This window comes from Vibrio frigidus, from assembly GCF_042465995.1.
Taxonomy (GTDB): Bacteria; Pseudomonadota; Gammaproteobacteria; order Enterobacterales; family Vibrionaceae; genus Vibrio.
In genome coordinates this window covers 233,591-247,130 of sequence record NZ_JBCDMC010000002.1, presented here as the reverse complement: position 1 = coordinate 247,130, position 13,540 = coordinate 233,591, and the positions used below count along the sequence as shown (strand labels likewise).

Genomic DNA, 13,540 nt, shown 5'->3' with positions numbered 1-13,540 from the left:
ATTTGCATCGCGTTATATTGGCCTAGATTCAATATAACGCGATGCAACGTTTCGCTACTTAAACGGGTGACGATTCATCAATATCAACCGTTAGATCATCGGCAAGCATTTCAAGCTTCTGTTGAACAAAACTGAGCTCTATACCGTCTGGCAGCGATAACTGAAAATGGGCAAGAAAAATTGGGTAGCCCCAGTTCGGCGCACTTTGTGTGTGGGTTTTGAGTTTGTGGATGTTGATTTCCAACTGGTTTAGTTGAGCGGTCACTTCTTTGACTATGCCGGGGCGGTCATTAACGGTGACGGTAAGGTAATGGAGTACTGGCGATGATAATGTCTGACTTTTTTCTTCAACGATATGGGTCTGAAGCTCTTCAATTTGATCTAATGCTTGTCTTAACGCCTTGATGTGTTGTTCGTCTATTTCGATTTGTAGAATACCCGCGAATTGACCTGCCAATTTACTTAATCGGCTACTTAGCCAGTTACCATTGTTTTGGTATACCGAATCGGAAAGAAGTTCAACCAGACCAGGACGATCTTTACCAATAACAGTGATGATGAGATGCTTCATAATGGATTTCCTTTTTCGCGGTAAGTAAGCAGCAACTTTAACTATTTTACAAGGCTCTATCTCATTATTGAGGCATGTTTTGGTTCTGTCCAATTGTGTTTTAAAAAATGACTGGTTTTTCTATATTTGGGGACACGAGACAGGTCGCCGATGAAAGTACCTGAACGCGATCGGATAAAATTGGTTGAGTACTTGTAGAAGTTGAGTGAATAAGGCTGTATAAATTAACAGTATTCCTTGCATTGTAAGGGCTAGATTCGCTAATCTAGCCCTTCTTATATTTTTGTGGTGGATTAAAATTAATGGCACGTCTTTTTATTGCTGAGAAACCGAGCTTAGGTCGAGCAATAGCGGCTGGTTTACCCAACCCACAAAAAAAAGATCAAGGTTATATCCGGTGTGGAAATGGAGATATTGTGACGTGGTGTATCGGGCACCTGCTTGAACAAGTTGAACCCGATGCTTATGACGATAGATATAAAAAATGGAACCTAGCCGACTTACCCATTGTTCCACAACAGTGGCAACTTAGACCAAGAAAAACAGCCAGCAAACAGCTTGCGGTTATTAGGAAGTTGCTCAAAGAAACGGGTCAAATTATTCATGCGGGTGACCCCGATAGAGAAGGGCAGTTACTGGTTGACGAGGTTATTGATTATCTTAAGGTCAGCGCAAGCCGAAAAGCCTCAATAGAACGGTTATTGATTAATGATCTAAACCTGCCCGCCGTTAAACGCGCGTTAAGCCAAATGCGCAGCAATAAAGAGTTTATCCCGCTGTCTGTTTCTGCTCTGGCACGCTCGCGTGCGGACTGGTTGTACGGCATGAATATGTCTCGCGCTTATACTTTGCTTGGTCAAAAAGCAGGGTATCAAGGTGTATTATCGGTAGGGCGTGTTCAAACACCGGTTTTAGGGTTGGTTGTCCGCCGAGATGAAGAGATAGAAAACTTTGTGGCTAAAGACTATTTTACTTTGCACGCTCTGATTCCTTACCAAGACGGCCAGTTCAGCGTAGACATACGAGCGCGTTGGAAACCGAGCGAATCATGCCAACCTTGGCAAGATGAAGAAGGGCGAATATTAAATCGAAAATTGGTCGAAAATGTGGCGAATCGAATTGCGAATCAACCCGCTATCGTTTCTGAGTCGGAACAAAAACAGACCAAGCAATCGGCACCGTTGCCTTATTCATTGTCAGCCTTGCAGATTGATGCCTCCAAACGGTACGGTATGAGTGCTCAGGATGTATTAAATACCTGCCAGTCTTTGTATGAAAAGCACAAACTCATTACCTACCCACGCTCTGATAGTCGTTATCTTCCAAACGAACATTTTGTTCAAGCTTCGACTGTCGTAGCGGCGGTCGCAAACAATGCGAAGGAATTGGCAAGTGCCGTTAGTGGCGCGGATCTTTCTATCCGCTCAAAGGCATGGAATGACAAAAAAGTAGAAGCGCACCACGCGATTATCCCTACTCCGAAAAAAGCTGCCATTAATGGTTTGTCTGGTCATGAAATGAAGATATACCAACAGATTGCTCGGCAGTATTTGATGCAGTTTTATCCCTCTGCGATTTACGCTGAAGCGAAGTTGGTTTTTGATATTGCGGGTGGTTGTTTTATTGCCAAAGGTCGCAAACTGATCGAGCCAGGTTGGAAGGTGCTTATTGGCAAAGACAACCAAGACGAGTCGGGCTTTGACACGGTTCCTCCGCTTAAAAAGGGCACTCAATTGATCTGCCGAGAAGGGGAAATAAAAGAGAAGAAAACCGAACCGCCGAAGCATTTTTCAGAGGCAACACTGCTTCAAGCGATGACTGGAATAGGACGTTTTGTTGAAGACAAAGAGTTGAAAAAAATCTTGAAAGAGACCGACGGCTTGGGTACCGAGGCAACACGAGCAGGAATTTTAGACACATTGTTTAGACGAAAATTGCTGATTCGTCAGGGAAAATCTATTTTGAGTAGCCAAGCTGGACGAGGGCTGATACATGCGTTGCCGAATGAGTCGACGTATCCTGACATGACGGCACATTGGGAACACCAACTGCAAGGCATGGCAGAAAGAAACCAAGCCTATCAACCCTTTATGCAGGGGCTTGAGCAAAAACTGGCATTACTGATGGAAGGGGTAAAAACCAACCCAGTTCCCAGTTCTCTACAAGGTTTGCCTCAAGTAGAAAGAGCAACAGGTCGTCGAAAGCCTAAGTTTACTCGTAGAAAATAGACCCCCTAGCATACAAAGACTAGGGGGCATCGACCTGATCATTAATCTTAGTGAAGCCTGAATAAGTCAGTATAGGCTTTTCCTACAGTACCATCCTGATATCGAGCCTTAATAGTAAGGTATTATCCATTATAGTCACTGATTTCCGCCATAATACGTTTCTGTGTCTACCATCGTTTACATTTATTATCACCGTTCCTGCAATATCAGAGTCGCTCTGATGGGCCAACTCACTATGTCTTGAAATAGACATGATTAATTAACTATTTTGTAAAGATATTAGCTAATATCAAACCTTATTCTTACTGTAGATATTATCATCGACTTTATTGTAATGGGATCCGTATCAACATTTACACAACCGGTTGCGCTTTCGATCTTAAATTTATTAATATATACTCAGCTCAACTTAAAAAAATAAGTTTAATTACTTTGGAGATCACTGTGAAGAAGATTTTATTATGTTGTAGCGCTGGAATGTCAACTAGCATGTTAGTTAAGAAAATGCGACAGGAAGCAGATGCCAGAGGTCTGGAATGTCTGATTGAAGCACGTTCTGTCAATGTTTTTGAAGAGATGATACAAGAGTTTGACGTCTGTTTATTAGGTCCACAGGTTAGGTTTCAACTTGATGACTTACAAGACGTTGCCAATCAATACAACAAAAAAGTGGCGGTCATTCCTTCGCTTGCATACGGGATGATGAAAGGAAGTGAAGTATTAGATCAGGCACTATCACTTATTTCAGATTAATTAAATTCCCCCCCGTTATTACCTGATTAAATTTAATAAAAAGGATTGGTTCCATGAGTCTTTATAATACGATAATTAATATCGTTGAAAAATACATTGCGCCTTTAGCGGTAAAAGTTGGTAATCAAAAACATATTCGCGCTATGCGTGATGGTTTTATCATTGCCATGCCATTTATTATTGTCGGTAGTTTTGCGTTAGTTTTTGCATTTCCGCCATTTGATGAGAATACACAAAATTCGTTCGGCCGTGCTTGGCTTGATTTAGCTTCAACTAATTTTGATATTATTATGATGCCATTCCAAATGACGATGGGGTTAATGGCGTTGTTTGTATCAATGGGGATTGGATACAGCTTGGCTCGGTCCTATAAGATGGATGGGATTACTAGTGCTTCGTTATCATTAATGACATTTTTGTTAGTGTCAGCTCCCGCGACAAATGACACATTATCAATGGGACACATGTCTGGAACCGGTATTTTCACAGCTATTATTAGTGCATTCTTTTCTGTTGAATTGCTCCGTTTAATGAAGAAATACCATATTACTATCAGGTTGCCTGAGCAAGTTCCACCTGCCATTGCCCGCTCTTTTGAAATGTTGACCCCGGTTGTTTTTGTATTCATAACCATTTTCCCTCTGAGTCTGTTTGTACAAGCTCAATACGATATGCTGATCCCTGATTTAGTTTTGGAATTGTTTAGGCCGTTGGTTAGCGCATCAAACTCTTTGCCGGCCATTATTGGTGCATTGTTGGTATGTCAACTTTTATGGTTTGCTGGAATTCATGGTGCAGCAATTGTTGTTGGTCTGCTTTCTCCTATTTTCCTGACAAATATAAGTGTAAACCAAGCCGCATATCTAGCTGGTGAGACTATTCCTAACATCTTTACTCAACCATTTTGGGACTTTTATATTTTCATCGGTGGTTCGGGTGCCACACTAGCGTTAGTCATATTAATGATATTTAGTCGCTCTGTTCACTTGCGTAGCCTTGGTCGTATGAGTTTTGTCCCCGGTTTGTTTCAGATAAACGAACCCGTGATCTTTGGCAGTCCTCTGGTATTGAACCCAACCATGTTTATTCCGTTTGTTTTTGCACCAGTCCTCAATGCCGTCGTTGCTTATACCGCAGTACATATGGGCTTTGTCGGAATGGGGGTTTCACAAACAGCATGGACAGCACCAGCACTTCTTGGCGCTTCTTGGGGGTCAGGTTGGACGCTATCACCAGTCTTTCTTGTCATGGCTTTACTTGTGATGGATCTATTTATCTACTTACCTTTCTTCAAAATGTTTGAGAAACAAATATTGGCAGAAGAAAGCAACTCACAAAACAATGAACAAGAATCCGTGGTCACGTCAGAGGCGACGGCATAGCAATCATTTCCGAGTTATAGCCCAGTGCATAACTCGGTCATATCTTTAATGAGTCAAGGGAAAATACAAATGGATCAAGAAGCCGTAGTTATGGACATTATTATTAATGCTGGTGAAGCCCGCAGCTTATGTTACGAATCGTTGGCAAAAGCACGGAAGCTTGAGTTGGAGCAAGCTAAAACTTTGCTGCAACAGGCAAAGGAGTGCCTTAATAAAGCTCATTTGACCCAGACGCAGCTTATTGAAGCCGATCAGGGTGAAGGTAAAGTACCAATGACACTCGTTATGGTGCACGCACAAGATCATTTAATGAATACTATTCTTGCCCACGAATTGGCCACCGAAATGGTTTATCTGCATGAAAAATTATCTGAAAAATAAGGTTAGATTATGACTAAATCAGCGTTAAAATTGGCTATTATTGGTGGTGGTAGCAGTTACACTCCTGAATTAATTGAAGGTGTATTAAAAAGATTGGATTGCTTACCAATCAATGAAATTCATTTGGTTGATGTTGAGCATGGTCAGGAAAAGTTAGAGATTATCGAATCCTTGGCTCGACGAATGGTTGCGAAGGCCGGTGTAAATATCATTGTAAAATCCTCGTTGGATCGACGGTCAGCGATTAAAGATGCCGATTTTGTAATGACTCAGTTTCGTGTTGGGGGTTTGCAAGCCCGCGCTACTGACGAACGTATTCCGCTTACATACAATATGATTGGGCAAGAGACAACGGGTGCTGGAGGTTTCGCGAAGGCGCTTCGCACGATCCCTGTTATTTTGGATATTTGCAGGGATATTGAAGAACTTGCACCAGATGCCTGGATGCTTAACTTTACTAATCCTGCCGGATTGGTGACAGAAGCGGTTCAAAAATATACTAAAGTCAAAACTATTGGCCTTTGCAATGTGCCAGTATCTATGAAAATGATGATTGCAGAGATGATGAATTGCAAACCAGATGAATTATCTATGTCGTTAGCTGGGCTCAACCATTTAGTGTGGGCGCATCAAGTCTGGCTTGGCGGCAAAGATATTACTACTGAAGTACTTGAGAAAGTAGGTGACGGGGCGAACTTTAGTATGAAAAATATTTTTGAAGAACCATGGGACCCTATTTTCCTTAAAGCTTTGGGTGCAATACCGTGTCCGTATCATCGTTATTTTTACCAGACTGACGCGATGCTCGAGGAAGAGAGAGAATCTGCAGAAAACGGTGGTTGCCGGGCTGAGCAAGTTATAGTTACGGAAAGAGAGCTGTTTGAGCTTTATCAAGATCCGAAGCTTGATCAGAAGCCACAACAACTGGAGGAACGCGGTGGTGCGTATTATTCCGACGCCTCACTGGATTTAGTTGATGCTATCTACAACGATCTGAAAACCATTCATGTCGTCAACGTGCGAAATAACGGCACAATTTCAAGTTTGCCAAATGACGCGGTGATTGAGTGTAGTGCTGTCGTCGGCAGTTGGGGGGCGCGTCCGTTAGTGGTTGGACACTTAAATTCGGCGGTTAGTGGCTTACTACATCAAGTGAAAGCCTATGAGCAATTAACCGTTGAGGCAGCTGTGCATGGTGATTACGATAAAGCGTTACTTGCTTTGACTGCTAACCCTCTAGTACCAGACATTAAACGAGCCAAAGCAGTATTGGATGATATATTGCGTGTGAATTATGATTATTTACCACAATTTAATTGATAAAAAATTCAATTAAATAAGGCCAATTTAATAAGGGTGTATAGCGGGATTATTGACGCAATACACCCAAATGTAAGAAATTCTGATACTCGATTTTAGGTGATACAATGCATGTTATATTTAATGCAGATGATTTCGGCTTAACTTCTGGGGTTAACCTAGGAATTGTTGCTGCCAGTCAATCTGGAGTGGTTAGCTCAACGACTTTTATGGTCGGTATGAAGGCAGGGAATCACGCAATTGATCTAGCTAAGAAAAATTCGTCACTGAAAGTGGGGATACACTTACGTTTTACTGTAGGTGCGCCGCTGACGGTAGCGTCATGTTTGACCGACGAAAATGGTCAGTTTTTATTGCAGGATGAACTTTGGAATAAGCAGGATATTAATGAGCAACAAGTTGGCGATGAAGTCATCGCCCAAATTGAGTCTTTCCTCACGTCAGGAATGTTTTTAAGTCATATAGACAGCCATCATCATATTCATACTCATCCGAAAATATTGCCAATAATTAAAGATATAGCGAATTATTACCAAGTGCCATTAAGGGGATGTGGTGTTCTTGGTACAAAAAATAATGATTGTAGATATAGTTTCAGTGACCAGTTTTATGGTGAAGATATTAGTATTGATAAAATCTGGGATATTATTAATAGTCATCGCAGCCACTGCGATGTATTAGAAATAATGTGTCATCCTGCTTACATTGATCAACCTCTTTTTGATGCTAGCGGTTACAGCTTACTTAGGGCGAAAGAGCTGGCAATATTAACGGATGAAAATCTAAAAAAACAATTGAATGAACAACGTATTGAGCTTTGTGATTATTCAATTTTAACTAATTAAAACACAATATATTAGTTATCCAAGTGTAGGAAAAATTTTTATTGTAGTGGCGATATTTCAAAAATTTCGAGTATTTAATGGAAACGATAATGTATTGTAAGGAAATAAAATATGTCTACCAGTACTCGCTACTATGTAGGGGTTGATGGAGGGGGTACGTCGTGTCGTGCTCGTATTTGTGACAACTCAGATAGGCTTCTTGGTGAAGCAAAAACTGGCAGTGCCAATATATTATTAGGTGTAGAAGTAGCGATGGCGTCCATTCAAGAAGCAATCGCTAACGCCGCAGCGCAGGCAGGGTTATCCCATGTTCACTATTCACATATGCGCGTTGGTCTAGCTTTAGCTGGCGCAGAGCAAAAAGAAGCTTGGTATGCTTTTAAGCAATTGTCTCACCCTTATGCCTCAATGACGTTAAATACCGATGCCTATGGTGCTTGTCTTGGTGCTTGGACTGGCAAGGATGGCGCTATTCTTATTGCAGGGACAGGTTTTTGTGGCTTTTTAATTGCTGATGGTAAGCAGCGGGTGTTCGGTGGACGCGAGTTTCCAATTTCGGATCAAGGAGGGGGTGCCCGGATGGGGCTGAACCTTATTCAGCAAGTCCTGCTTGGAACCGAAGGTATTGTCTCTTTTACCCCATTAGCACAGGCTGTGATGCAGATGTTTTATCATGATGTCGACCAAGTTGTCAGTTGGTCAAAAACCGCCCGACCATGCGATTATGGCCAGTTTTCGCCTCTAGTGTTTGAACATGCCGCTAAAAACGATACGCTTGCTATACAGGTACTCAAGCAGACAGCGGCAGAAGTAGAAATGTTACTAAGTGCTTTATTTCAGGCGGGGACAAAACAAGTGGCTCTGATGGGTAGTATTGGTGAGCGTATTGTTCCTTGGTTGTCGCCTCCGTTTCAGGTGCGCCTAGTGGCAGCTCAAGGTGATGCGATGGCAGGGGCTCTCTTAATGACGAAAGGCAATCACGACTTGTATTAAGATAAATTGTCTGTAGTAATTCAATGCCCAACCTGTTGTACAATAAGTTGCTATTATGACGATATCTTTCACGAGAGATGGACTTAATTTATAATAGGCGCATTTTTTTTGTATTTGCGATTATATTAACTATCTGAGGTATACACAGGAATCATGGCAAGGATCAAAGACGTTGCATTATTGGCTGGGGTTAATCGTTCAACAGTATCTCGAATTATCAATGGAGAAGGCACGTTCAGGGCCGATACTAAACGAAGAGTTGAACAGGCGATGACAGAACTAAACTATCGCCCTAGTGAGGTTGCCCGTTCTCTGGCGACGGCTTCAAGCAAAATGATCGGTTTATTGGTTACCTACTACACGGGTGGTTTCTTTGGTGAATTGATGAACCAAGTGCAAACTGAACTTGATTTTCATAAGAAATTTCTTATTACTGCCCAAGGGCACCAAAGTGCAGAAGGTGAAAGAGAAGCTATCCGTCGCTTTCACGATCTTCGTTGTGATGGATATGTATTGAATAGTCGTCATTTGAGTGATGAGGAATTGCGAAAGTTGGCGCTTGAATCTCCACCATTCGTATTGCTAGATCGTTTGGTTAAGGGGTTGGAATCTAGGTGCATCACTTTTGACCACACACTTGCTGGGGAAATGGCCGTCAATCATCTTATTAAGCAAGGAAATAGGAAAATTGCGTGTATAAGTGGTCCGCTCAATCGAGACTCCGCAGGGCAACGTTTTCAAGGTTACCTTAATGCATTAGCTAAGGCTGAAATTCCCATTGACCCCACACTAAATGCCGAAGGAGATTATAGCCGGGAAAGTGGTTATCTTGCTGCAAAGAAGCTTTATCAAGCTCATCCGGAAATGACAGGCCTGTTTACATGTAGTGAAGAGATGATGGTAGGGGTAATACAGTTTTTTCATGAATATGGTATTGAAATGTCAAAAAATATATCGTTTATTAGCTATGATAGTGTCAGCCGGTGTGAAAGCCTCTATCCTGCAGTGTCGACGGTACATTTCCCAATTAGTGATATGGCGCGCGTTGCTTCTTCTGTGTTGATAAGTCAAATTAAAAATGAAGACAACAATATGAACCGTCACTTCGAACCACATTTACGAATCCGTAATTCAGACAAGTTATTTTCATAATGTCAGATTACTTCCACTCCACTGAGCAATCGGCATCGCCAGACAACCAGAAATAGACCCCCTAGCATACAAAGACTAGGGGGCATCGACCTGATCATTAATCTTAGTGAAGCCTGAATAAGTCAGTATAGGCTTCGCCTATGACGTAATCGGTATTATCGTGAAGAGATTAGTATTACTCGTTAAAAATTATGATATCTTATTGCTCGATAAAAACACCATCCCAGTAACGATCTTAGGGTTTCGGTTATTGGTTGAAACGGAATTAAGTAATTTATGTTGTTAGAACAATTAATTGAAATCATTGAATATACCGATACAGATCACTTCGCCGAAGCATTGAACCGCTTCAATGAAAATGGAATCATTTCTGGTTCAACATTGCCTTTTCTAAATGTTGTTTTTGAAAAAGCAGACGTCTCCCTCTGCAATAAACTCAAAAGTATCGGCTTTATTGGTGAGATAGAAGTGACATCAGCGAAAACGAATCAAGATGAAACAGAATATGCGATCTATGACTCTACTCGTTTTAGTTCTACCGATGCCCAAAAATGGATAAATCGCTAGCGTTACTTATCCATGACGTTTTTTTATTGCTTCCCTACACTACGATAGTAGCCGCCTGCGCTGAGTGTAAATACAATACACTTTACGTGCACAATCTCCTCTCAATTTTATCAAGATAAATGTTCATTCTTAATTACGTCTTTTAACGGCTTCAATTGAGTTGTGGTCTGTATGATTGAACGGTTAGAACTCTGAGTTTAGTTAATCTGCAATATTGTTCAATAAACATTGAGATCGGTTGTTTATCCTTGTTAAAAAGAGGATAGTAAATTTGAATAACCTGATTTTTGCGATGGCGACATTTGCTTTTGTAGGCGCAGTAACACCTGGTCCGGTGAATGTGATTGCAACAAGTACAGCGGCCAGTTTCGGTTTGGAACGAGCGATGAAACACGTAGCCGGAGCCTCCCTTTCTTACGCGCTTGTTGTGTTTTTATCCGGCAGCATTATGCATATCATGCTCGAGTTATTACCAATGATTGCATCATCGATGCAGGTATTAGGCAGTCTATTTTTACTCTACATGGCTTCTAAAATATATCTTTCACCAATAACCAGCTTTGAATCGACGAACCAATCTAGTGCTGGTTTTTGGACGGGGTTTGTTGTTCAAGCGATGAATCCCAAAGCGTGGTTGGTAGCAATGTCTGGAGTAAGCTTGTATGTCATTGGACAAGATAACGAGCAATTTAACCTTGCGGTATTCACACTTATCTCTCTTGTCATTTGTTTAATCGGCGTTGGTCTCTGGGCTGTGTTGGGCCGCGTACTGTCAGTTTTTTTGGAGAATCCAATTCAACAAAAAAGGTTTAACAGAATAATGGCTGGGCTACTTACAGGCTGTGTGGTAATAATATGGTTATAGGTAGCGAAAGAGAGTACGTATGAAAAAAGACGTCAGTGCAAGCTTTAAGCAAAGCACCTTGCTCAGTTGGATAGAGTTAAGGGAGGCAAGGGGAAGTCGTGCTTGCTACGAGTCACATTCACATGACGAGTTCTCATTCGGAATGGTGACCGAAGGGCGAGCAAAATACCACAATCGGCAACATACCTATCAAATAGGTAAAGGTGACATTGTCACAATTAATCCAAATGAAGTGCACTCTTGCAACCCTGAATCTGGATTATGGTCGTACAGCATGCTATTTGCTAATGTTCGCGAAATGGGAGAAGCGCAACGAGACGTTTTGCAATGTGCGATTGGAAGTTATCTACCATTCGACAATGGCTTAGAGCGAAACACGCAAATTCAGGCCACATTTAAAGAGCTGTTAGCCGCAGTTCGAAATGAGTATGACGTGCTGCATGCGCAGGTCTGCCTATATGAGTTCATAGAAAGTTGCTGGTTGGATAAAATGCCACATTATGATGAAATGTCTGTTCCTGAACCGGCTCTAAACCGTATAAAGGAGAGGTTGTTTGACGAAATTAGTGATGCGCATCAGTTAGAAACACTTGCCAGTGAAGCGGGTATGAGCCGGTACCAATTACTTAGAGCGTTTAAGAAACAATATGGCCTACCACCTCATGCGTATTTGATAGATGAGAAAATCAAGCGTTCAAAAATCATGCTTAAGTCTGGGCAAGCTATCTCTGATATCGCATTGCAATTGGGTTTTTCAGATCAAGCCCACTTCCAGAGACATTTTAAAAAGAAGCTGGCAGTGACACCGAAATATTATCAGTCACATTTTGTGGAAAAATAGGCCTAATCGGGTCAGTTTTATCAGGAGTGAACTGAACATTTTGGGCCTATGATTACGTCGATCGTATAGCTAGAAGGCCTGTTCAAACGACAATAACTCTACTCGGTTTGAGATGGCGTGAAGCGCTATGTTATGGATCATTTCATCTGTCGTCGTACAAGCATCACTCAGTATAGAAACCCTGTATTTTTCTGCGGACTTGGAAATAGCGGTATGAGTGACACAGTTTTGGGTCATCATTCCACAGATCAACAATTCGTCTACTCCATAATTATTCAGTGTTTCTTCAAGATTGGTCTTAAAGAACGCGTCGGCAAAATGCTTTATAACAACATCGCCGTTAGGCGCAATATTGACAACGTCCATATGAATTTCCGCGCCAGCGGTACCTTCATTAAAAAATGGGGAAATACCTCTTGCAGGGTCTGCAATATGTTGTACGTGAATTACGGGTATTGAGAGAGAGTTCGCTTTATTTATCGACGACTTAACATTCATTAAAGTTTGTTTGGTATTCCAAAGAGGGAATTTTCCTTCAGGAAAATAATCGTATTGTAGGTCGATTACGATAAGTGCTTTCTGGTTCATTACGTAGGCTCCTTTTGAATGAGTAGAGTAACTATATCCAAAAGTACCGATGCATTTTATAGGCTAATATGACATATTATGTGCAATAAACGACAATTGGTGTGTTGGTATGCCGTCAGATAAAAAATTCACTATCGCCATTTTTAACTACCCATTTGCTTTAAAGTCGGCGGTGTACGGTTTAGATGACGTGTTTCAAATGGCAAATACTGTGTGTGAAAGACAGAGTATTAATGTTTGTTTTCAGGTGACAATTGTCACTCAAGACAGCTTGCCTAATGATCAATATGATGTATTGGTTCTGCCGCCATGTACCGATCAATCTTACTGCTTGTCTCCTGACCAAGAAGATATTGATTGGATAAATGAGGCTCACAATAGAAGGACTTTGATAGCTTCGACCTGCGCGGGTGCATTCATTTTAGCGGCGGCAGGCTTGTTGGAAAACCGGGTAGTAACAACACATTGGGGATTAGAGCAGAGCTTTCGAGAGCGATATCCACATATTGAATTGGACATTAATAAGATAATCATTAACCAAGGCGATATTATTACCGCAGGCGGTATGATGTCATGGGTAGACCTTGCTCTAGAAATTATTTCACAATTGGCTTCACCACTCGTAATGCGTCAATTAGGTAAAATGTTGGTGGTCGATACTGGCGCGCGCGAGCAGCGATTCTATAAACAATTTTCTCCTTCTTTTAGCCATGGCGATCAAGCGATCGTGAATGTTCAACATAAAATTCATCATGCTTACGATAAGCCAATGACGGTGGTCGGGTTAGCGGATGAATTTGGTATCACCGTTCGAACGTTACAACGGCAGTTTCTCAAGCTGACAGGTTTTTCTCCAAATCAATATCTGCAGCGTGTACGGGTTCAAAATGCATGCGAATTACTTGAAAACTCAAATCACTCTTTCGAGCTCATCGCGACAATGGTTGGTTATGAAGATATTAGTGCCTGTCGAAAGGTGTTTGTTAAAATAATGGGACTAACCCCTGGGGCGTTTAGGCAGCGGTTTTCAGCGGTATAGGCGATGTCGGAGAAT

14 protein-coding genes are annotated in these 13,540 nt (G+C 41.6%); 12 read left to right on the top strand and 2 right to left on the bottom strand.

Annotated features, from left to right (window positions below; genetic code table 11):
- Positions 1-58: 58 nt before the first annotated feature.
- Complete coding sequence (locus AACW90_RS04635) at positions 59-571, bottom strand: glycine cleavage system transcriptional repressor (RefSeq protein WP_390231489.1); 513 nt, start codon at positions 569-571, stop codon at positions 59-61.
- 302 nt (positions 572-873) lie between these two features.
- Between AACW90_RS04635 and AACW90_RS04630 the strand changes: the two genes are divergently transcribed.
- From AACW90_RS04630 to AACW90_RS04580, 11 genes are all read left to right on the top strand, one after another.
- Positions 874-2,799, top strand: coding sequence for a DNA topoisomerase III (locus tag AACW90_RS04630; RefSeq protein WP_390231486.1), 1,926 nt, complete (start codon positions 874-876; stop codon positions 2,797-2,799).
- A gap of 444 nt (positions 2,800-3,243) precedes the next feature.
- Positions 3,244-3,552, top strand: coding sequence for a PTS sugar transporter subunit IIB (locus tag AACW90_RS04625; RefSeq protein WP_390231483.1), 309 nt, complete (start codon positions 3,244-3,246; stop codon positions 3,550-3,552).
- A gap of 53 nt (positions 3,553-3,605) precedes the next feature.
- Positions 3,606-4,934, top strand: coding sequence for a PTS sugar transporter subunit IIC (locus tag AACW90_RS04620; protein ID WP_390231481.1), 1,329 nt, complete (start codon positions 3,606-3,608; stop codon positions 4,932-4,934).
- A gap of 69 nt (positions 4,935-5,003) precedes the next feature.
- On the top strand, positions 5,004-5,315 hold the full coding sequence (locus AACW90_RS04615; protein ID WP_390231478.1) for a PTS lactose/cellobiose transporter subunit IIA: 312 nt from the start codon (positions 5,004-5,006) through the stop codon (positions 5,313-5,315).
- A gap of 9 nt (positions 5,316-5,324) precedes the next feature.
- On the top strand, positions 5,325-6,635 hold the full coding sequence (locus AACW90_RS04610; protein WP_390231475.1) for a 6-phospho-beta-glucosidase: 1,311 nt from the start codon (positions 5,325-5,327) through the stop codon (positions 6,633-6,635).
- 107 nt (positions 6,636-6,742) lie between these two features.
- Positions 6,743-7,480 carry a chitin disaccharide deacetylase gene (gene chbG, locus AACW90_RS04605; protein ID WP_390231472.1) on the top strand — a complete coding sequence of 246 codons (738 nt, stop codon included), beginning with the start codon at positions 6,743-6,745 and terminating at the stop codon, positions 7,478-7,480.
- 111 nt (positions 7,481-7,591) lie between these two features.
- Positions 7,592-8,473, top strand: coding sequence for a glucosamine kinase nucleotide-binding domain-containing protein (locus AACW90_RS04600; RefSeq protein WP_390231469.1), 882 nt, complete (start codon positions 7,592-7,594; stop codon positions 8,471-8,473).
- 153 nt (positions 8,474-8,626) lie between these two features.
- A complete protein-coding gene (locus AACW90_RS04595; protein WP_390231466.1) occupies positions 8,627-9,625 on the top strand; it encodes a LacI family DNA-binding transcriptional regulator in 999 nt (332 codons plus the stop codon).
- A gap of 276 nt (positions 9,626-9,901) precedes the next feature.
- Positions 9,902-10,192 (top strand): hypothetical protein, encoded by a 291-nt coding sequence (locus AACW90_RS04590; RefSeq protein WP_390231463.1) that lies wholly within the window; start codon positions 9,902-9,904, stop codon positions 10,190-10,192.
- Positions 10,193-10,463: 271 nt separating this feature from the next.
- Positions 10,464-11,057 (top strand): LysE family translocator, encoded by a 594-nt coding sequence (locus AACW90_RS04585; RefSeq protein ID WP_390231460.1) that lies wholly within the window; start codon positions 10,464-10,466, stop codon positions 11,055-11,057.
- Positions 11,058-11,076: 19 nt separating this feature from the next.
- Positions 11,077-11,898, top strand: coding sequence for an AraC family transcriptional regulator (locus tag AACW90_RS04580; protein WP_390231457.1), 822 nt, complete (start codon positions 11,077-11,079; stop codon positions 11,896-11,898).
- A 69-nt stretch (positions 11,899-11,967) separates the two neighbouring features.
- On the opposite strand, the gene AACW90_RS04575 is transcribed toward AACW90_RS04580, so the two are convergent.
- Positions 11,968-12,486: a cysteine hydrolase family protein gene (locus AACW90_RS04575; protein WP_390231454.1), complete on the bottom strand. Its 519-nt coding sequence runs from the start codon at positions 12,484-12,486 to the stop codon at positions 11,968-11,970.
- A 109-nt stretch (positions 12,487-12,595) separates the two neighbouring features.
- Between AACW90_RS04575 and AACW90_RS04570 the strand changes: the two genes are divergently transcribed.
- On the top strand, positions 12,596-13,525 hold the full coding sequence (locus AACW90_RS04570) for a GlxA family transcriptional regulator (protein WP_390231451.1): 930 nt from the start codon (positions 12,596-12,598) through the stop codon (positions 13,523-13,525).
- Positions 13,526-13,540: the final 15 nt, after the last annotated feature.

Bases quoted from the DNA above. Each gene is read 5' to 3' on its own strand.
- AACW90_RS04620 (WP_390231481.1), top strand. From the start codon at position 3,606: ATGAGTCTTTATAATACGATAATTAATATCGTTGAAAAATACATTGCG.
- AACW90_RS04575 (WP_390231454.1), bottom strand. From the start codon at position 12,486: ATGAACCAGAAAGCACTTATCGTAATCGACCTACAATACGATTATTTT.
- AACW90_RS04610 (WP_390231475.1), top strand. From the start codon at position 5,325: ATGACTAAATCAGCGTTAAAATTGGCTATTATTGGTGGTGGTAGCAGT.
- AACW90_RS04635 (WP_390231489.1), bottom strand. From the start codon at position 571: ATGAAGCATCTCATCATCACTGTTATTGGTAAAGATCGTCCTGGTCTG.
- chbG (WP_390231472.1), top strand. From the start codon at position 6,743: ATGCATGTTATATTTAATGCAGATGATTTCGGCTTAACTTCTGGGGTT.
- AACW90_RS04600 (WP_390231469.1), top strand. From the start codon at position 7,592: ATGTCTACCAGTACTCGCTACTATGTAGGGGTTGATGGAGGGGGTACG.
- AACW90_RS04570 (WP_390231451.1), top strand. From the start codon at position 12,596: ATGCCGTCAGATAAAAAATTCACTATCGCCATTTTTAACTACCCATTT.
- AACW90_RS04580 (WP_390231457.1), top strand. From the start codon at position 11,077: ATGAAAAAAGACGTCAGTGCAAGCTTTAAGCAAAGCACCTTGCTCAGT.
- AACW90_RS04590 (WP_390231463.1), top strand. From the start codon at position 9,902: ATGTTGTTAGAACAATTAATTGAAATCATTGAATATACCGATACAGAT.
- AACW90_RS04595 (WP_390231466.1), top strand. From the start codon at position 8,627: ATGGCAAGGATCAAAGACGTTGCATTATTGGCTGGGGTTAATCGTTCA.
- AACW90_RS04630 (WP_390231486.1), top strand. From the start codon at position 874: ATGGCACGTCTTTTTATTGCTGAGAAACCGAGCTTAGGTCGAGCAATA.
- AACW90_RS04615 (WP_390231478.1), top strand. From the start codon at position 5,004: ATGGATCAAGAAGCCGTAGTTATGGACATTATTATTAATGCTGGTGAA.